Raw genomic sequence first — 19,632 nt, forward strand, 5'->3', positions numbered from 1 at the left:
CGGCCGGGGCTCGGCGCTTCGCGGCCCGGTCGGCGGCACGCCGATCCGATACCCTGGGCGCTGCACTGGAGATTGTCGGATGTGAGGAAGTTTTATGGGAAGCGTTGTTCTCGACGTTGTCGCGTTGCTCGCAAATCGTGCGGCGATGTTCTGGAACTGGATGGCCACCGGCTCGTCCGGATTCCCGCCGCTCTGATTTCGCGGCAGTCGCGAACGCCCTGGTCTGTGGACCGGGGCGTTTGTGTTTTCGCAGGCTTGCCCCAAGATCGCTGCGGGGTTGGGGCTTCCGTACCGAGGTCGTGCTGTGGGTGGCACTCGGCGCGATCGCGCTGCTGACCGAGCAAGAACGTTGCTCGGACGCGATCACCACTGCTGCGCAACGGTTTCCGTACCTGGTCGATCTTGCCGTCGTCTGCGCGGTGCCGATGCCACACGATCCGAGGCGGACAGCCGCTTACGAGTGAGGCCGGCGCCAACAGTGTTTGCATCGTGCACTCGGGGCGACGCCGCCGGGTCAGTCCGATAAGGCGAAGACCGTGTAGCCGCCGATCTCGATGCCGTCGATCACCTGGGTGAGCTGATGTACATAAATGGCCCCGTCACGCGGGCTCGCCACGTGAAAGACGGCGTCGCGTTTGCACCCCGGGGCGAGCGTCGATTCCGCGAGCACATGACTGTCGAAGCTCTCGCCGCGGCGCCGGAACAGCTGTTCGGTGGTTCGGTCGTCGAATGGCTCGAATGGCTCGTCGTTGCCGAAACCTTCGAAGTGGACGCCGATCGGTTCGCCTGCGCTGACTTCGACGTCGTACCGGAGCAGCAGACGACGGCGTTTCGGGTCGTCGACGTGCGTGCACAGGTCTGCCAGAGTTGTTCCCAACGCATGCGTGAGCTGCGGGGTCAACCCATTGATCCGCCAGCTGCGCAGCGTCAGCCAGGTCACTGCGTCGAAGTCGAACGGGTTGGTGACCGTCAATATCTTGGTGCCCTCGGTCGCGGGCGGGTCGACGACCAGATTTCGTTGACCAACGTGACGATCGAGATCGGCCCGCCAGGGGAATTCGACCTTCTCTTCGAGACTTTCGGCATGCACGAGCAGGCATTGATGGGTACCGAAATCCAACCTCGGTGTCCACGGTGTTGTGCACTCCATGGTTTCCGCGGCGCCAGGCGGCAGCGGCTTCGGTTTCGATTGACCGATCCACGTGATGTCGGTCAGGGCGCCCAGACTCGGTCTGGCGTAATAGAAGTTCAGCTTTGTGCCCAAAGCTGTGCCCAAGCCGGACAAGTTCTGCACAGTCGCGGTGAGGGTTGCCGGAGTATCGGGTGGTACCCAGCCGGTCACCGGATCGGTGGTGGACAGCGCGATGAAAGGTGAACAGTAGTAAACGGTTCCGTAGGGGAGCGGGCGTCCGTCACCGGTATCGGAGTAGTCATATCCGAGCACGAGCTTGGAACCAGGTTGCAGCGGGGGATGCTCGTCGTCGTGTTCTTGCATTGTCGTACCGTCCTTTTCGAGCGTCATGGCTCGAGCTCGATCGTGCCGGGCTGTACCGAGGGGTCGCGCCACGTCCACGTCGGCCAGCCGATGCCGCGGTCCGCGTCCAGGTCCCAGTCCAGGAAGTTCATCGTCGGGTCGGCGGACAGCAGGGCGAGGGCGTTGTCGACGGCGTTGCCGAACCCGCGTTCGAGGCTGTTTCCGTTGACCGCTCGGTCGGCTCGTTCCTGCCACTCCTGGGCGCTGAGTAGCGCGGGCGTAATGTTCCGGCGCACTAGGGGGTTCACCTGGGTCGAGGTGTATGTCCCGTCGTTGTTGTCGGTGAATGTCCAGCCGTCGACGAAATGCAAGGGCCACACTGCATTCGCCGGATACGAGACCTGGCGCGGTGTTTCGACGGGTTCGGTCGGGTACTGGGTCCAGTTGCTCGGATTCGCGGGTGCCTGCGACCAGACGGAACGAGGGTAACCCTGTTCGAGCCCGGACCTGCTACGGCAGGTATTGAGGGCGGCCGTCGGCGGCACTACCTGGCCACCGCCCATCGGCGTGAGCTGAATCTCGTTGTGCGGCAACTGCACCGTGTAGGGCGGCACCAATGCTGCGGTGACCAGCAGGTCACGTAAGGCGTTCTCGAAGTTGGCGAAGTAGACCGCGAGCCACTCGGCGTGGCAGCTGAGCTTGTCCCAGTCGGGCGGGGTGGCGTCGTCGAGCAGCGCGACGGCACCAGCCAGCATCGCGGCTCCGCCTGCCACATTACCGATCGCGTAGTTGGCGATGCCGAGCACCGCCGCGGCAATGGCGCTGGCCGTCTCCAGCGCCGAGACGCTACCGGTCGACGGTTGCGGCGGTCTGATGACGGTGCCGCCGGGCAGCACCACCGAACCATCGATGGCCACCCAGTCCGGCCGGGAACCACAGCTGTCGGGCAGGTTGATCTGATCCGGCGGATGACAGCTGAGGAAGCCGGTCGAGGTGGACATCCACAGGGTGAGCCAGGTCAGCGAATACGCGCTCTGGATGCCCGCCGCGTCGATACCGAGCCCGGCCGCCGGTGTGCCGTAGGCGGCTTGGTAGCTGTCCGACCAGAGGGTGATCAGTGCGGCAGGCAGCCGGGGTGGCAGCGGCGTTCCGGCGCTGATCGCGGCGAACACAGAATTCTGATCGATGCCGCCCATTGTGATGCGCCGGTGCAGTTCGGCGCAGCAGACGTTATCCCAGGTCGGCAGAGTCGGATTCGGCACGTTCCCACCGGAGTTGAAGACGATCTCGGCTCCGGCCGCACGAATCTGACGACGCTTCTCCACATATCCCCACACCCACGTGTCGACATAATTCGACAGCCACTGGTGCCGCCACCAATGATTGCGTCGTGGAGCGCCGACGATGCCGTTGAGGAACGGGTTGCCGCACGCCTGCGCGGCGTAGGCGACCATCATCCCGTCCGCGTACGCCCGCAGCCTGCTGTCGCCACTCGCGTCCGCCCGCCTGCGGACTTCAGTGAGGAAGAGCCCGGTCTTGCTGCCGTGCAAGGTATCCCGAGCGCGCCATCGCCGGGCTGGCCGTAGCTTCCACCGCTGACCGGCAGGCGTGGTTGCACTGCCGCCGACGCTACGGACGACGAGGGCGAACGTGGGTGCCAGGGTCGCCACCGTCGCGAGCTGGGTGCGCATTGCGGTGATGGTGCCGTCTAGTTCCTCGATCTTGTCGAGGTTTGCGGCGAGTTCCAGCTTCGCCGGGAGGTCGGCCTGCTTGGTCAGCACCCTGATCCAGTCGAGCCGTTGCCTCAGCATGGATAGGTTCGCGTAGAGACCGGGGACGGCCGGTGTTCCCGGGGTCGCCGGTGTTGTCGGGGTGGCCGGTGTACCCGGGATGGCGGGTGTTCCGGCGAGCAGACCCAGGATGGGCAGCCAGGCGGCGAAGACCCGGCTGTTCGGTTCGGCTGCACGGAATTCTGTTCGCGCGGGCAGGAAGTCGCCGAGTTTCGCGCCGACGGCACCCAAATAGAAGAACGGCATATCACCGCTCGCCGGGACGGGCATTCCTGCGGCGCGCCGCGCTTCCAGCACTAGATCGGCGATCGCGAACTGCGTGGGGATACCGGTCATGACATCCGCCTGCTGTCGTGCACTCGAGATTTCGTCATGTCGTTCCTCCTCACCCCGCCCAGAACAATCGTGGAGCGGAGAGGAGGGGGTCACACGAGTACTGGACTACCTCATTTCCGCAGCATTCCCGCGTTCGGCCGCATTCGCCGGTCACATCACATACACGGCGGCCGCGAAACGAACGCGCGGGGGCCAGCAGTCGAGCGGCGGCGAAACCGATGGTCAGCGGCCGGCGCTAGGGCGGGGGTTGGGGGATTTCGTTGTCCGTGGCCGCCCGCACCCGTATCTTGATCATCGTGAGCACCGCCACGACCGCGCGTCGCACGCCAGGTTGGTTCGTACTCTGGATGGGGCTCTTGACCGCCCTGATCCTGCTGTGCTGCCTAGCCCTGTTCTGGCAGCTGGCCGCCGAAGGAACCTTCCCCACCAAAGTCGTGTTGTGGTTGGCGATCGGCGTGCTGGGCGCGGTCGCGCTGCTCTTCGGACTGTTCGGCCTGGTGCGCTACCGGTCGTTCTTCTACAGCCTCATCGCGCTGGTCGTGCTGGCCGTGTTCGGTGCGCTCGTCTGGTACAACGTTCCCGAGGACACGGGGTGGAAGCTGTCCCGCGGCATCCTGCAGGATCAGGCGGTCGACTGCAACAACCCCGGGCAGCGCACCCGCCTCGGCGTCTACACGATCACCTTCGTCACCCGCCGCGACGGCGGCTGCCTGTTCTACACCCAAGGCGGAGAATCGAATTCGCAACGCGGTTTCGCCTACTTCCCGGAAACCGCGCCGCCGCATCTCGGCGCGCCGCAATCCCCGGGGATCGGATACGAGCCGTTCGAAGGGCACTGGTACCGGTTCACCGAAGAGTCTTAGCCCGGCCTACCAGACAACTACCGAGCGGAGCACCTCACCGCGGTGCATGGCTTCGAAGGACTTTTCCACCTGGTCCAGTGCGATGCGCTCGGTGACGAAACGGTCCAGCGGCAGGCGGCCTTGCCGGTAGAGGTCGACGAGCATCGGAAAGTCGCGTTCGGGCAGGCAATCGCCGTACCACGAGGATTTCAGGGCACCGCCGCGGGAGAAGAGGTCGATCAGCGGCAGGTCGAGGGTCATGTCCGGCGTCGGAACGCCCACCAGCACCACGGTGCCCGCGAGGTCGCGTCCATAGAACGCCTGCTGCCAGGTTTCGGGACGGCCGACCGCATCGATCACGACATCGGCGCCGAAGCCGTCGGTGAGCTCCCGGATCCGCTCGACCACGTCCTCGGTACTGGCATCGATGCGGTGGGTGGCGCCGAATTCCGCCGCCCAGGCCAACTTTCGCGGATCGCGGTCGATCGCGATGACGGACTTGGCGCCGGCCAGGTGCGCGCCCGCGATGGCCGCGTCGCCGACACCGCCGCACCCGATCACCGCCACGCTGTCTCCGCGCGAGACCGCGCCGGTGTTCATGGCCGCGCCGATGCCCGCCATCACGCCGCACCCGAGCAATCCGGCGATGGCCGGATCGGTGCCGGGATCTATTCTGGTGCACTGTCGTTCGTGCACGAGGGTCTTGTCGGCGAACGCGCCGATGCCGAGGGCGGGGGACAGCTCGGTGCCGTCGGCGAGGGTCATCTTCCGGCTCGCGTTGCTGCTGGCGAAGCAGTACCACGGACGCCCGCGCCGACAGGCCCGGCATTCGCCGCAGACGGCCCGCCAGTTCAGCACGACGAAATCTCCCGCCGCCACATGGGTCACCGCGTCGCCGACGGTTTCCACGATGCCCGCGGCCTCGTGCCCGAGCAGGAACGGGAACTCGTCGTTGATACCGCCCTCGCGGTAGTGCAGGTCGGTGTGGCAGACCCCGCACGCCTGCACACGCACCACGACATCGTGGGCGCCCGGGTCGGGGATCACCACGTCCACGAGTTCCACCGGGGTTCCCTTGCTGCGCGCGATGACGCCGCGAACGGTTTCGGACACGAATCCTCCTACGGGGTGGCGACGGCCGCGGGCCGCCGCTCGATCTGTTTGCGGTAGCGGGTGAACAGGCGGGCGTTGTCGATCGCGAACACGGCGACCGGTTCGCCGTCGCGTTCGTAGAGCGCGGTGCACGAGGGAGTCGTGGGGTCGCCGTCGAGGAATCGGAGCGTGTCGCCCGCGTGGTGCTCGCCCGCGAATTGGATCATGTGGCCGTACTGCTTCGACCAGAAATAGGGGGTCGGCGCTGGGTCGGCGGGTGCACCGAGCACGGCCGCGGCAACGATCCGGGCTTGGGCGGTGGCGTTGGACCAGTGCTCGCTACGGTGGTGCCCGCCCAGCGCGTCGTGGTAAGTGCGAGCACAGTCGCCGATGGCGAAGATGCCGGGAATCGAAGTGCGGCACCGTGAATCGGTCAGGAACCCGTTGTCGATCCGCAGTCCGGAATGCTGAGCCCACTCGGTATTGGGTGTCGCGCCGATGCCGACGATCACGGTATCGGCGGGCAACACGGTGCCGTCGGTGAGTTGCACGGCCTCGACCCTGCTCCCACCATGGAACTCCGCGACGGCGACGCCGGTACGCAGGTGCACTCCGTTGGCCGCGTGCAGGTCGGCACACAGCGCGCCGAGCAGCGGACCGAAGACGCCTGCCAATGGTGTGGTCGCGACCTCCACTACGGTCACCTGCACGCCGAGAGACGCTGCGGTGGAGGCGATTTCGGAGCCGATGAGACCTGCCCCGACGATTACGACGGCGCGGGCGGCGCGCAGCGAGGCCCGGATCGCGCGGGCGTCGTCGACGGTGCGCAGCGTGTGAATTCCGTCGAGCGCCGGTGTGCCGGGCAGCGGACGCGCGCGGGCGCCGGTGGCGAGCACGAGCGATCGCCCGGTGACCACTGTTCCGTCGTCCAGTGTGACACCGGGACCGGTTGCGGTCCGGGTGATTTCGACCGCTCGGCGACCGAGGGTCCAGCGGGTCCCCGGATCGTCACCGACCTCGCCGAGGGTCAGATCGACGTCGTCGCGCAGGAATTCCTTCGACAGCGGCGGACGGTCGTACGGGGCGTGCACTTCATCCCCGACGACGGTGATCGACGCACCATAGCCGCGCTCGCGCAACTCGCGAACCAGCGAGAACCCGGCCAGCGACGCGCCGATGACGACGACGCTCACGGCTCGACCGCGACCACGACGGCACCGTCGAGCACCCGCACGGGGTAGGTGCGCACACCGATTTTGGCGGGCGGGCCGGAGACCTGCCCGGTGCGCAAGTCGAAACATGACTCGTGCAACGGGCATTCGACCGTGCAATTCTCCACCCAACCGTCGGCCAGTGACGCATCCTGGTGGGTGCAGGTGTCATCGATCGCGAAAAGCCCACTCTCGGTGTGGAATACCGCGATCGGCGCGCCGCCGTCGGGGTGCACGGTGGCGGCCTCGCCGACCGGCAGGTCGGTCAGGTGTGCGACGAACAGCTCGGTCCCGGAGGTCGCGGTGTGGTTGGCAAGGGATTCCATAAACCCTCCATGAGTTGCTTAGAGCGCAACAGAAATCGCGATACGCAACAGTGTGCATCGGTGTCGCGGAGGCGTCAACCCTGGAATCGCCCGGTGAACGGCCGGTTTCCAGCGGTTGACAGCACGCGGTGCAAGGCGGACTATTTGTTGCGTAATACGAATTCGTTGCGCTACTAGCAACAACGGAGGCACCCTTTGGCTCACCGGAAAGTTGTCGTCATCGGAGCCGGGATCGTCGGGGCATCGCTGGCCGATGAAATGACCGCACGAGGTTGGGCCGATATCACCGTGCTCGATCGCGGACCACTGTTCGTCACCGGCGGATCCACTTCGCACGCACCAGGTTTGGTGTTCCAGACCAATCCGTCGAAAACGATGACCGAGTTCGCCCGCTACACCACCGAGAAATTCCGCGGACTCGATCACCCGGCCGGGCCCGCGTTCGATCCGGTCGGCGGTCTCGAGGTCGCGACCACGCCGCAGCGCTGGCAAGACCTGCACCGTAAGGCGGGCTGGGCCCGATCGTGGGGTATCGAAGGGCGTTTGCTGAGCGCCGAAGAATGCGTGCGGCTCTATCCGTTGCTCGACGGCGACCGCATATTCGGCGGATTCCACACTCCGACAGACGGTTTGGCGAATGCGGTGCGGGCGGTGGAAGCCCAGGCGAGGTCCGCGACCGCACGCGGCGCGCGCTTCCTGCCCGACCAGGAGGTGCTCGGCATCGCCGAGCGCGGCGGGCGGGTGGTCGGCGTCGTCACGGCCGAGGGAACCATTCCCGCCGATATTGTCGTGTGCGCGGCGGGATTCTGGGGTGCGGAGCTGGCGAAGCAGGCCGGCCTGGTGGTACCGCTGGTGCCGATGGCGCACCAATACGCCAAGACCGGGAGTCTGGCGACCCTGGCCGAGCGCGCGGGCGCACCGGGTACGGCCGCCTTGCCGATCCTGCGACATCAGGATCAAGACCTCTACTATCGCGAGCACGGTGACCGGATGGGCATCGGCTACTACGGCCACGCGCCGATGCCGGTGAACATGTCCACCCTGGCCGCGGCGACCGCGGGCGAGGCCATGCCCTCGATGCTGCCGTTCACCGACGCGGATTTCGCGCCCGCGTGGCGCGCGTCGATGGAACTGCTGCCCGCACTGGGGGATTCGAAGCCCGAGGAAGGGTTCAACGGCATCTTCTCGTTCACTCCGGACGGCTTCTCGATCATGGGGGAGCACCGCGACCTCGCCGGTTTCTGGGTCGCCGAGGCGGTATGGGTGACCCATTCGGCAGGCGTGGCGAAGGCGACGGCGGAATGGATCATCGAGGGCGCGCCGAGCACCGACGTGCACGAATGCGATCTCTACCGTTTCGAGGACGTCGCACGCAGCGAACAGTTCATTCTGGAGACGAGCGCACAGGCTTTCGTCGAGGTCTACGACATCATCCATCCGCACCAGTTCCGGACGAAGCTGCGCGGCCTGCGCACCAGCCCGTTCTACGCCCGCCAGCAGGAGTTGGGCGCGTTCTTCTTCGAGGGCGGCAGCTGGGAGCGCCCGGCCTGGTACGAGGCCAATGCCGGGCTGGCGCAACGGCTTCGCGACGAAGGTGTGCCGTTCCCGGAGCGCGACGCATGGTCGAGCCGGTTCTGGTCGCCGATCTCGATCGCCGAGGCGCGCTGGACCAGGGAGCACGTCGCACTGTTCGACATGACGCCGCTGACCCGGTACGAGGTGGCCGGCCCCGGGGCGCTCGAGCTGCTCCAGCGGCTCACCACGAACAACCTGGACAAGACCGTCGGCTCGGTCACCTACACGCTGCTGCTCGACGAAACAGGCGGTATCCGAAGCGATCTCACCGTGGCGCGGCTGGGTCCGCAGCGGTTCCAAGTCGGGGCCAACGGCCCGATGGACTTCGACTGGTTCACCCGCAACCTGCCTGCCGACGGGGCGATCCAGCTGCGGGACATCACCGGCGGCACCTGCTGTATCGGCGTGTGGGGACCACGCGCCCGAGATCTGGTGCAGCCCCTGTGTTCCGGCGACCTGGCACACGGATCGTTCAAGTACTTCCGGGCACTCCAGACGTATATCGGCGCGATTCCGGTCACCATGATGCGGGTGTCCTACGTCGGTGAACTCGGCTGGGAGATCTACGCCTCCGCCGAATACGGCAGCGCGCTCTGGGATCTGCTCTGGGAGGCGGGCAGTGCGCACGAGGCCATCGCGGCCGGCCGGATCGCGTTCAACAGCCTGCGGATCGAAAAGGGCTACCGCAGTTGGGGCACCGATATGACCGCGGAGCACCGGCCCGCCGCGGCCGGTCTCGATTTCGCGGTGCGGATGACCAAGGGCGATTTCGTCGGCAGGGACGCGCTGGAACAGGCGCCCGCCCCGGCAATGGTGCTGCGCAGCATCGTCTTCGACAGTCCGGCCGCGGTGGTGCTCGGCAAGGAGCCGGTGTACGTCGACGGCGGGTGCGCGGGATACGTGACCAGCGCGGGCTATTCGGCGACCGTCGAACGCACCATCGCCTACGCGTGGCTGCCCGCGACCGTGGGTGTGGGGGATCCGGTCGAAGCCGAGTACCTCGGTACCCGCTGGTCCGCGACGGTGCACGCCGAACCGGTGGTGGACCCGGAGATGTCCCGGATCAGGAGGTGAGCGTGATGACCACGGCGACAAAGGGTTACGACGTCATCGTGATCGGTGTCGGTGGCATGGGCAGTGCCGCCGCGTATCACCTGGCGGCCCGCGGGCAACGGGTGCTCGGACTGGAGAAGTTCGGCCCCGCGCACGATCGCGGTTCCAGCCACGGCGGTTCGCGCATCATCCGGCAGTCCTACTTCGAGGACCCGGCCTATGTGCCGCTGCTGCTGCGGTCCTACGAGCTCTGGGCGAAGCTGGCGGCCGACGCCGACCGAGAGGTGTTCCGGCTCACCGGCGGTCTGTACCTCGGCCCGCCGGACAGTCTCACGGTCGCGGGGAGCCTGCGGGCCAGCCGCGAATGGTCACTGCCGCACGAGGTCTGGGACGCGGCGCAGATCCGCCGGCGGTTCCCGAACTTCACGCCCGCTGACGACGACATCGCGGTGTACGAGGCGAACGGCGGGTTCGCCCGGCCCGAGGTGACGGTGCAGGCGCACATCGATCTGGCGTTACGGGCCGGGGCCACACTGTCGTTCGGCGAAGAGGTGCTGGGCTGGGCCGAAACCGCTTCCGGCGTCACCGTGACCACGGCGCGCGCCACGTATCGCGCCGAGCAACTCGTCGTCTGCCCCGGCGCGTGGGCGCCACAGTTGCTGGCGGACTTCGGCATTCCGATCACCATCGAACGTCAGGTGCTGTACTGGCTCGATCCGATCGGCGGGACCGCGGCTTTCGAGGGCGAGCCGATCTACATCGCCGAGGACGCCTCCGGCATGCAGATCTACGGTTTCCCCGCCATCGACGGCCCGGCGGGCGGGGTGAAGATGGCGTTCTTCCGCAAGGGCATCGTCTGCACCCCGGACACCATCGACCGGGTGGTGCACCCGCACGAGATCGAGGAGATGCGGACCCGGGTCTCCGCGTTGCTGCCCGCGCTGGCCGGGCCGTGCGTGCACTCCGCGACCTGCATGTACTCCAATACCCCCGACGAGCACTTCGTCATCGCCCGGCATCCCGGCGGGACCCGGGTCACCATCGCCTGCGGCTTCTCCGGGCACGGCTTCAAATTCGTCCCCGTGGTGGGTGAGGTGCTGGCCGATCTGGTCATCGACGGCTCGACCACGCACCCCATCGCGCTTTTCGACCCGCAAAGGCTGGTGACCACATGATGACCGATCCGCCGCCGGTGACCACCCCGGCGCTCATCCCGACGCTCGGTGGCAAGTGGTACGTCGACGACGCTGTCTTCGCGGCCGAGCAGGAGCAGTTGTTCGAACGAATGTGGTTCTGCGCCATCAGATCCGCGGATCTCGCGCAGGCCGGGCGGTTCAAACGGGTGCAGGTCGGCCGGGAGAGCGTGCTGATCGTGCGCGGTCGCGACGGCGCCCTGCGCGCCTTCCTGAACATCTGCCGCCACCGCGGCGCGATGCTGTGCACCGAGGACGAGGGCCAGGTGCGCCGTAACCTGCAGTGCCCGTACCACGCGTGGACCTACGGCCTGGACGGGAGACTGGTCGCCGCGCCGAACATGGCGGCGCTGAAGGACGCGACCGGCGCCGATATCGACCGGGTCGCCTACGGCCTGATCCCGGTCGCGCTGCGCGAATGGCTCGGCTACGCGTGGGTCTGCCTGGCCGACGACCCACCGGTGTTCGAGCACGACGTGGTGGGTGCGGTCACCGAACGGCTCGGCGACCCGGCCGCGATCGACGCCTACGAGATCGAGACCCTGGCGGTGGGCCGCCGGGTGGTCTACGACGTGGCGGCGAACTGGAAGCTCATCGTGGAGAACTTCATGGAGTGCTACCACTGCGCGACCATCCATCCCGAACTCACCGAGGTGCTGCCCGAATTCGCGCAGGGCTTGGCCGCGCAGGTGTTCGTCGGTCACGGCGCGGAATTCGGCGCCGAAATCGCCGGATTCACTGTCGACGGTTCACCGGGTTTCGATCGGCTGCCGGGGGTTACTCCTGAACAGGACCGCCGCTACTTCGCCATCACGATCCGGCCGACGGTCTTCGTCAACCTGGTCCCGGACCACATTATTTTCCACCGGATGTTCCCGATGTCCGCGGACCGCACTATCGTCGAATGCGATTGGTTGTACACCAAGGATGTGGTCGCCGCGGGACGAGATGTGTCCCGCTCCGTCGAATTGTTCCATCGGGTGAACGAGCAGGATTTCGCGGCATGCGAGCGAACGCAACCCACCATGTCCTCGCGCGCCTACCGTAAGGGCGGGGTGCTCGTGCCCGCCGAGCATCACATCGCGGAGTTCCACGAGTGGTTGTCCTGTCGTATCGGTGACGTGAGGTGACGTGAGATGAACGGTGATCCGGATCTGCTGATCGATGGTCGATGGACGCATGCCGAAGACGGCGGCGTGCGGCAGATCATCGATCCGGCCGACGGCTCGGTGGTGGCGACGGTGGACGAGGCCACCCCGCGCGACGCGCAGGCGGCCGTCGCCGCCGCCCGCGCGGCCTTCGACGCGGGCAGCTGGCCCGCGACGCCGGTCGCCGAGCGGGCCGCCCTGCTGCTGCGGATCGCCGATCTGCTGGCCCGCGACAAGGACCGGCTGGCCCGGCTGGAGACCGCCGACACCGGAAAGACCCTGGTGGAGAGCGAGATCGACATCGACGATGTGATCTCGGTGTTCCGCTACTACGCGAGCGCGATCGCGGTGCAGGCCGACCGGCTGATCGACGTGGGCGACCCGGCGGTGCTCAGCCGCGTGGTCCGCGAGCCGATCGGCGTCTGCGTGCTCATCGCGCCGTGGAACTATCCGCTGCTCCAGATGTCGTGGAAGGTAGCGCCCGCGCTGGCCGCGGGCTGCACCATGGTGCTCAAGCCGAGCGAGGTCACCCCGCTGAGCACGATCGAATTCGCGCGGCTCACCGAGGAGGCGGGGGTGCCCGCGGGGGTGCTGAATCTGGTCCAGGGCAGCGGTGCGGTGCTCGGTGCGGCGCTGACCGGCACGCCCGACGTCGACTTCATCTCGTTCACCGGCGGCCTAGCGACCGGCCGCACGATCAGCAAGGTCGCCGCCGAGCACGTCACCAAGGTGGCGGTGGAGCTCGGCGGTAAGAATCCGCACCTCGTGTTCGCCGACGCCGACTGGGCGAGTTCGGTCGACCAGGTGCTGACCGGCGTGTTCCTGCATTCCGGGCAGGTCTGCTCGGCGGGCACCCGGTTGATCGTGGAGGAGACGATCGCCGACGATTTCGTCGCCGAGCTGGCGAGCCGGGCCGAGCGGATCCGGGTCGGCCCCGGCCTCGACCCGGCCAGCGAAACCGGGCCGCTGGTCTCCGAGCAGCACCGGGAGAAGGTGGAAGCCTATGTCGCGCTGGGTATCTCGGAGGGCGCCAAGCTGGTGACCGGCGGGGCGCGGCCGAGTGATCCCGCATTGCAGGCGGGCAGCTTCTACCTGCCGACGATCTTCGATCGCTGCGACCGGTCGATGCGCATCGTGCAGGAGGAGACCTTCGGCCCGATCCTGACGGTGGAACGGTTCCGCACCGAAGCCGAGGCGATCCGGCTCGGCAACGACACCGAGTACGGTCTGGCGGCCGGGGTGCGTACGTCGGACCCGGCCCGCGGCGAGCGGGTGGTGCGCGCGCTGCGCCACGGCACGGTGTGGCTCAACGACTTCGGTTATTACACCGCCGCCGCGGAATGGGGCGGCTTCAAGAAATCCGGAAACGGGCGCGAGCTCGGCCCGACCGGCCTGGCCGAATACCAGGAAATCAAACACATTTGGCACAACACGGCACCGAAGCCGGCGGAGTGGTTCAAGGGCGTCTGAGCACAAGTTGTAGATCTCGGCCGGACAGCCCGTACGGCCAACCGCGGAAGGCACGGTAGACAATGGTAGCCACGGAACGCAGTGTGTCCGACGACAGCGGAATGGAAGATTTCGGATACAAGGAATCACTTGATCGAAGTATCGGGAAATTCGCCAGCTTCGCGGCCGGCGTCAGCTATATCTCGATACTCACCGGCACCTTCCAGTTGTTCTATTTCGGATTCGGTAGCGCGGGTCCGGCGTATCTGTGGTCGTGGCCCATCGTTTTCGTCGGGCAGCTGGCGGTCGCACTGTGCTTCATGGAACTCGCCGCGCGCTACCCGGTCGCCGGGTCGGTCTACAACTGGTCCAAGCAACTCGGCAGCAGAATCGTCGGCTGGTCCTCGGGCTGGTTGATGCTGACCGCCTCGATCGTGACGCTGGCCGCGGTGGTGCTGGCGCTGCAGTTGAATCTGCCGCGACTGTGGAGCGGCTTCCAGATCATCGGCGACGGCTCCGGTGAATACGATTACGCCACCAACGCGGTCCTGCTCGGCACCCTCATGATCGTGTTCACCACCACGGTGAACGCGCTCGGCGTGCGGCTGATGGCGATGATCAACAGCGCGGGCGTGTTCATCGAGCTGATCGCGGCGGTGCTGATCGCGATCATCTTGGCGGCCAACGCGACTCGGGGCCCGCAGGTGTTCTTCTCGACGCACGGCTACGGCGCGGGCGAGGCCGGTGGTTACCTCGGCGCGTTCCTGGTGGCCTCGCTCGCCTCCGGGTACGTGATGTACGGCTTCGACACCGCGAGCTCGCTGGGGGAGGAGACCGTGGAGCCGCGGCGCACGGCGCCCAAGGCGATCCTGCGGGCGGTGCTGGCCTCGTTCGTGATCGGCGGCGCGATCCTGGCCTTCGCGGTGATGGCGGCGCCCGATCTGGCCGACCCGCAGATCGGCAGTTCCAGCGGCGGCCTGCAATACATCGTGGAACAGGTGATGTGGGGCCCGCTGGGCACGATCTTCCTGTGCTGCATCGTGATCGCGGTGACGGTGTGCTCGCTGGCCGTGCACACCGCCGCCATCCGGCTGACCTTCGCGATGGCCCGGGACAACGCGTTGCCGTTCGGCGAGAAGCTGGCCCGGGTGCATCCGAAGACGCAGACGCCGGTGATCCCCGCCGTCCTGATCGGCGTGCTCGCCGCGTTGATCCTGGTGGTCAACATCGGCCAGCCGAAGATCTTCACGGTGCTGACCTCGATCGCGATCATCATGATCTATCTGGCCTACCTGATGGTGACCGGACCGATGCTGACGCGGCGGTTGCGCGGGCAGTGGCCGCCGAAAGAGCTTGCCGCGGGCGGGTATTTCACGATGGGACGCTGGGGCATGGTGGTCAATATCGTCGCCGTGGTCTGGGGTGTCGGCATGGCGTTGAACCTGGCCTGGCCGCGCCAATCGGTCTACGGCACACCTTGGTACAACACCTGGGGTGCCTTCGTCTATATCGGCGCGATCCTCGCGGCCGGACTCGCCTGGTACGGGATCAAGGGCCGCAAACGAATCGGAACGCTTGCTTCACACGCCGCGGAGGTGCGCAACGATGTCTGACTCGGTGTTCGACTATGTGATCGCGGGTGGCGGTACCGCGGGTTGCGTGCTCGCCGCGCGGCTCAGCGCGGACCCCGACGTGTCGGTGTGCCTGCTGGAGGCGGGCCCCTCCGACGTCGGTGACCGGGCCATCCTCGAACTCGACCGGTGGATGCACCTGCTGGATTCCGGTTACGACTGGGACTACCTGATCGAGCCACAAGAACGCGGGAACAGTTTTCTGCGGCATGCCCGCGCGAAGGTGCTCGGCGGATGTTCCTCGCACAACTCGTGTATCGCTTTCTGGCCGCCCGCAGAGGGTTTGGACGAGTGGGCCGCGCTCGGCGCGAAAGGCTGGAGTGCGGCCGAGGTACTGCCCTACGTGACACGATTGGAGAACAACGACGCCCCCGGCCCGCAGCACAGCCGCACCGGTCCGGTCCGGCTGCGCGATGTGCCGCCCGCGGACCCGTGCGGGGTTGCGGTGCTCGAATCCGCTGCGGCGGTGGGCCTGCCGACCGTGCAGTTCAACCGGGGCGCCACCGTGCGCAACGGCGCCGGATGGTTCCAGATCAACGCCGCGGAAGACGGCACGCGCATGTCGACATCGCACGCGTATTTGCATCCCGTGCTGGATTCGCGCCCGAATCTGGTGGTGCGCACCGATTGCTGGGTCAGCGAGATCCTGTTCGACGACGCGCGCAACGCGACCGGTGTGCGGTATCAGCGGCCCGATCGCACCGGCTACGACAGTGTTTCGGCCCGGCGTGAGGTCGTCGTCACCGCGGGCGCCATCGATACGCCGAAACTGTTGTTGCTCTCCGGCATCGGGCCCGCCGAGCAGCTGCGCGAGATCGGCATCCCGGTGCGTGTCGACGCTCCGGGCGTGGGCGCCAACCTCGACGACCATGTCGAGGGACTGGTGTTCTGGGAGGCGGCGCGGCCGATGGTCGACACGTCCACCCAGTGGTGGGAGATCGGTCTTTTCGCCACCACCGACGACACCCTGCGCCTGCCGGACCTGATGATGCATTACGGCAGCGTGCCGTTCGATATGAACACGCTGCGCCACGGTTATCCGACCACCGACAACGGCTTCTGCCTGACGCCCAACGTCACCCAGGGACGCTCGCGTGGCACGGTGCGGTTGCGCAGCAGGGATTTCCGGGACCGCCCGAAGGTCGATCCGCGCTACTTCACCGACCCCGACGGCCACGACGAACGGGTCATGCTCGCCGGAATCCGGTTGGCGCGCAAGATCGCCGAGCAGTCGCCGCTGCGGCCGTGGATCGCCCGGGAGCTGGCACCGGGACCGGAGGCAACCACCGACGACGAACTGCTGAGCTATATCCATGCCACGCACAACACGGTCTATCACCCGGCCGCCACCGCCAGGATGGGCGCGCCGGAGGACCCGATGGCGGTGCTCGATCCCGAGCTACGGGTGAAGGGGGTGTCGCGATTACGGGTGGTGGACGCGTCCGCGATGCCGAAATTGCCCGCGGTGAACCCGAACATTACTGTCATGGCCATGGCGGAGAAGTGCGCGGATCTCATCAGGGCGACGTGAGCCGGACATGCCTGCGGAGGGCGAACTAGCGGCGTTCCTCGGCGGACACGCGCCGTTCCAGTCGATGCCGCGCGCCGACCTCGACCGGTTGGCCGCGGCCTCGACCGTGCACGAATTCGCGGCGGGCGCCGTGATCCGCGACTATTCGGCGCAGGTACCCGACGATATCTGGATGCTGTGGCACGGGCGGGTCGCGCTGCGGCCCAGCGGCGGCGCCGACGGTGATCGCATCATCGACACCGTCGAGCGCGGCGGAATCTTCGGCTACGTGCCGCTGCTCACCGGCGGCAGCGCCGAATTCATCGCGCAGGCCATCGAACCCAGTCTGCTGATCCGGCTCCCGGGCGAACTGGTCCGGGTGTGGTTCGCGCAACCGGACGGACTCGCCTTCCTGGCCTCGTCGAACTGGAAGACCTGGTCCGGCAACCGCGCCCCGGTCTCGCCGGCGCTCGGCAGCCGTCCGGCCGGTGAACTCGTCTCGAGCGCACCGGTTTTCGTGACGCCGGAGACCAGCGTTCGCGACGCGGTGGTCCGGATGACCGAGCGGCACGTCTCGTCGGTGCTGATCCGATTGCCGGACGGCGACTTCGGTATCTTCACCGACCAGGATCTGCGTGCCCGGGTGGTAGCGGCGGGCTTACCGGTCGACGTGGCGATCTCGCGCGTGATGAGCGCGCCGGCCCGCCGGGTCACCGCGGACCTGACCGGCGAGGCCGTGCTGATGGAGATGCTCGACTGCGGGTTGCGGCACCTCCCGGTCGTCAACCGGCGCGGCGAGGTACTAGGCGTGCTCGAGGACTCGGATCTGCTCGCGGCCTCGGCCCGGCAGAGTTTCACGCTACGCCTGGCCATCGGCGCGGCGACCGAACCGGCGCAGTTGCAACGGGTGGCTCGCGACATCCCGGGCACCACCGTGGATCTGTTCCGCAACGGCACCAAAGCATCGGCGACGAGCGGCATCCTGTCGGTCGTTGTCGATGCGGTGATCCGCAAGGCGCTCGAGCTCGCGCGCGCCGAATTCGCGGACGCCCCCGCCGGGGGATTCTCCTGGCTGACCCTCGGCAGCATCGCCCGGCGCGAGGCGATGCCGTCCTCGGATGTGGACAGCGCGCTGTGCTGGGTCGATGAGTTGTCCACCGCGAGTGGACAACTGCGCGCAATCGCACAGCGCACGCACGCCATCCTGGACGCGTGCGGGCTACCCGCGGACAGTAACGGGGCGATCGCCGCCAAGCCGAAATTCGCCCGCTCGCAGCGTGAATGGACGACGGCCGCGGCCCATTGGCTCGACGACCCGCTGCACGGGCGGGGGCTCATCATGTCCTCGCTGCTCATCGACGGACGCGTGGTGTGGGGCGATCCCCGGCTGCGCGCGGTGCCCGCGGCCTTCGGACGGATGGCCGCCGAACATCCCGACGCCTTGCGCCTGCAATTGCTGGACGCGTTGTCCGGGAAGGTTCGTGCCCGGTCGCTGCGGGATGTGCTCTCGCGGCGCGGCGGCACGTTCGATCTGAAGACGCACGCGCTGGTGCCCATCGTCAACCTGGCCCGCTGGGGCGGCCTCGCCGCAGGCCTGACCGCCGCGAGCACACCGGAGCGGCTCAGTGCGGCCGCCGCGGCCGGGGTGCTCTCCGAACGTGACGCCACCCTGCTCACCGAGGTTTTCGTGACGTTGCAGCGCATGCGGATGGTGCATCAGGTCGGGCAATTGTCCGCCGGCCACCGCCCCGGTGACGTGGTGGTGATGTCGGAGCTGTCGCCGCTGAATCGGAGCCTGCTCAACGAGGCGCTGCGCGAGACAGCCGCCGTCCAGCGACGCGTCCGTGTCCGCGCAGCAACCTCGGCTTAGAATGGCGGTGTCATGGCGAATCGAGACGGCGAGGATCGAGGGCGGGCGGCCGCGGTGCAGTCCGTCGACCGCGCACTGCTCGTGATGGAGATCATCGCCAAGCTCGGGCAGGCCGGCGTCACGGAGATCGCCGCCGAACTGGGCGTGCACAAATCTACCGTGTCGCGGTTGGTCGCCGTGCTCGAATCGCGCGGCTACGTCGAGCAATTGTCCGATCGGGGCAAATACCGGCTCGGCTTCTCCATCGTCCGGCTGGCCGGATCCACCAGTGCCCAGGTCGATCTCGTCGGGCAGAGCCAGGGCGCGTGCAACGCACTGGCCGCCGAATCGGGGGAGACCACGAATATCGCTGTGCTGGACGGTGATCGGATCATCAACATCGTCGAGGCCGCGGGCACCGGCTCGATCGCGTTGCGCTCCTGGGTCGGGCAGAGCTGCCCGGCGCACGCCACGTCCAGCGGCAAGGTGCTGCTGTCGGGTCTGGAACCGGCGGATATGCGCAAGCGGGTGGGCACCAAGCTGACGGCCTACACGCCGCATACCGTCACCAAGGTCGCGGAGCTGGCGACCCAGCTGGTCGAGGTCCGGGAGAACGGCTGGGCCAGCGTGTGCGAGGAGCTCGAGATCGGGCTGAACGCGGTGGCCGCGCCGGTGCTGGACAACAACGGCGTGATCGTCGCCGCGCTGAGCGTGTCCGGCCCGTCCTACCGGCTCGGCCCGGACCGTTTCGCCGCGATGGCGGAACTGGCGATCGCGAGCGCCGCGGAAATCAGCCGCAGGCTCGGCTACTACGGCTGACAGACCGCGTTTCCGGATGCGCTCCGGCGTTGACAACGCGCGCGCTCGCCGACAATACTGAGTCGCATATAGGGCAGTTGTTGCGCTATATGCAACAACTGCATAATCGCCTCACACGCGGCGGGAGATCTCCATCTTCGTGACGGAGAGCCGAAGGAGCAACACCTCCCGGGAATCTCTCAGGCCCAGTACCGCCGCGCCTCGGGCAACTCTGAAAAGTAGTGTCCGCATCGACACTCGCCGACGGGGCAAGCGCGGTCCGCGTGAATCTCTCAGGCCATAGGACAGAGCGGGAGGAGCCACACCCACGCGCGCGACCCGCGTCGACGAAAGG

Annotated in this window: 15 protein-coding genes and 1 riboswitch; of the genes, 10 read left to right on the forward strand and 5 right to left on the reverse strand. The window is 67.3% G+C overall.

What is annotated here, in order from left to right:
* Positions 1-308 precede the first annotated feature (308 nt).
* Positions 309-464, forward strand: coding sequence for a hypothetical protein (locus O3I_RS45565; protein WP_167829153.1), 156 nt, complete (start codon positions 309-311; stop codon positions 462-464).
* Positions 465-514: 50 nt separating this feature from the next.
* Here O3I_RS45565 and O3I_RS18525 read toward each other — a convergent pair whose 3' ends face one another.
* Both O3I_RS18525 and O3I_RS18530 read right to left on the reverse strand, forming a co-directional pair.
* Positions 515-1,495: a hypothetical protein gene (locus O3I_RS18525; RefSeq protein WP_014984487.1), complete on the reverse strand. Its 981-nt coding sequence runs from the start codon at positions 1,493-1,495 to the stop codon at positions 515-517.
* 23 nt (positions 1,496-1,518) lie between these two features.
* Positions 1,519-3,600, reverse strand: coding sequence for a hypothetical protein (locus O3I_RS18530; protein ID WP_014984488.1), 2,082 nt, complete (start codon positions 3,598-3,600; stop codon positions 1,519-1,521).
* A gap of 296 nt (positions 3,601-3,896) precedes the next feature.
* Here O3I_RS18530 and O3I_RS18535 point away from each other — a divergent pair, with 296 nt between their 5' ends.
* Positions 3,897-4,463, forward strand: coding sequence for a hypothetical protein (locus tag O3I_RS18535; RefSeq protein ID WP_141691777.1), 567 nt, complete (start codon positions 3,897-3,899; stop codon positions 4,461-4,463).
* A gap of 6 nt (positions 4,464-4,469) precedes the next feature.
* Here the strand turns inward: O3I_RS18535 and O3I_RS18540 are convergent, their stop codons facing one another.
* From O3I_RS18540 to O3I_RS18550, 3 genes are read right to left on the reverse strand one after another with little or no spacing between them, the layout of a single operon-like run.
* On the reverse strand, positions 4,470-5,555 hold the full coding sequence (locus O3I_RS18540) for an S-(hydroxymethyl)mycothiol dehydrogenase (RefSeq protein WP_014984490.1): 1,086 nt from the start codon (positions 5,553-5,555) through the stop codon (positions 4,470-4,472).
* 8 nt (positions 5,556-5,563) lie between these two features.
* On the reverse strand, positions 5,564-6,727 hold the full coding sequence (locus O3I_RS18545) for an NAD(P)/FAD-dependent oxidoreductase (protein WP_014984491.1): 1,164 nt from the start codon (positions 6,725-6,727) through the stop codon (positions 5,564-5,566).
* Entirely contained in the window at positions 6,724-7,071 is a 348-nt protein-coding gene (locus tag O3I_RS18550) for a bifunctional 3-phenylpropionate/cinnamic acid dioxygenase ferredoxin subunit (RefSeq protein WP_014984492.1), read from the reverse strand. The genes O3I_RS18545 and O3I_RS18550 overlap by 4 nt, the downstream gene beginning before the upstream one ends.
* 195 nt (positions 7,072-7,266) lie before the next feature.
* Here O3I_RS18550 and O3I_RS18555 point away from each other — a divergent pair, with 195 nt between their 5' ends.
* The 8 genes from O3I_RS18555 to O3I_RS18590 all read left to right on the forward strand — a co-directional run bounded on the left by O3I_RS18555 (position 7,267) and on the right by O3I_RS18590 (position 19,298).
* Positions 7,267-9,720 carry a GcvT family protein gene (locus O3I_RS18555; protein WP_041562700.1) on the forward strand — a complete coding sequence of 818 codons (2,454 nt, stop codon included), beginning with the start codon at positions 7,267-7,269 and terminating at the stop codon, positions 9,718-9,720.
* Between the two features lie 5 nt (positions 9,721-9,725).
* Positions 9,726-10,874: an N-methyl-L-tryptophan oxidase gene (gene solA / locus O3I_RS18560; protein WP_014984494.1), complete on the forward strand. Its 1,149-nt coding sequence runs from the start codon at positions 9,726-9,728 to the stop codon at positions 10,872-10,874.
* The gene (locus O3I_RS18565) at positions 10,871-12,022 is read left to right on the forward strand and encodes an aromatic ring-hydroxylating oxygenase subunit alpha (protein ID WP_014984495.1); all 1,152 of its coding nucleotides are present in this window, start codon (positions 10,871-10,873) and stop codon (positions 12,020-12,022) included. The genes solA and O3I_RS18565 overlap by 4 nt, the downstream gene beginning before the upstream one ends.
* Before the next feature lie 6 nt (positions 12,023-12,028).
* On the forward strand, positions 12,029-13,510 hold the full coding sequence (locus tag O3I_RS18570) for an aldehyde dehydrogenase family protein (protein ID WP_014984496.1): 1,482 nt from the start codon (positions 12,029-12,031) through the stop codon (positions 13,508-13,510).
* A 62-nt stretch (positions 13,511-13,572) separates the two neighbouring features.
* On the forward strand, positions 13,573-15,102 hold the full coding sequence (locus tag O3I_RS18575) for an APC family permease (RefSeq protein WP_014984497.1): 1,530 nt from the start codon (positions 13,573-13,575) through the stop codon (positions 15,100-15,102).
* Positions 15,095-16,651 (forward strand): GMC family oxidoreductase, encoded by a 1,557-nt coding sequence (locus O3I_RS18580; protein ID WP_014984498.1) that lies wholly within the window; start codon positions 15,095-15,097, stop codon positions 16,649-16,651. The genes O3I_RS18575 and O3I_RS18580 overlap by 8 nt, the downstream gene beginning before the upstream one ends.
* A 7-nt stretch (positions 16,652-16,658) precedes the next feature.
* A complete protein-coding gene (locus O3I_RS18585; protein WP_014984499.1) occupies positions 16,659-18,500 on the forward strand; it encodes a putative nucleotidyltransferase substrate binding domain-containing protein in 1,842 nt (613 codons plus the stop codon).
* Between the two features lie 12 nt (positions 18,501-18,512).
* A complete protein-coding gene (locus tag O3I_RS18590; protein WP_014984500.1) occupies positions 18,513-19,298 on the forward strand; it encodes an IclR family transcriptional regulator in 786 nt (261 codons plus the stop codon).
* 201 nt (positions 19,299-19,499) lie between these two features.
* Positions 19,500-19,596, forward strand: a riboswitch (glycine riboswitch).
* The last annotated feature ends 36 nt before the right edge of the window (positions 19,597-19,632 follow it).

Origin of the sequence: Nocardia brasiliensis ATCC 700358, from assembly GCF_000250675.2 — a bacterium.
In the GTDB taxonomy this organism is placed as follows: Bacteria; Actinomycetota; Actinomycetes; order Mycobacteriales; family Mycobacteriaceae; genus Nocardia; species Nocardia brasiliensis_B.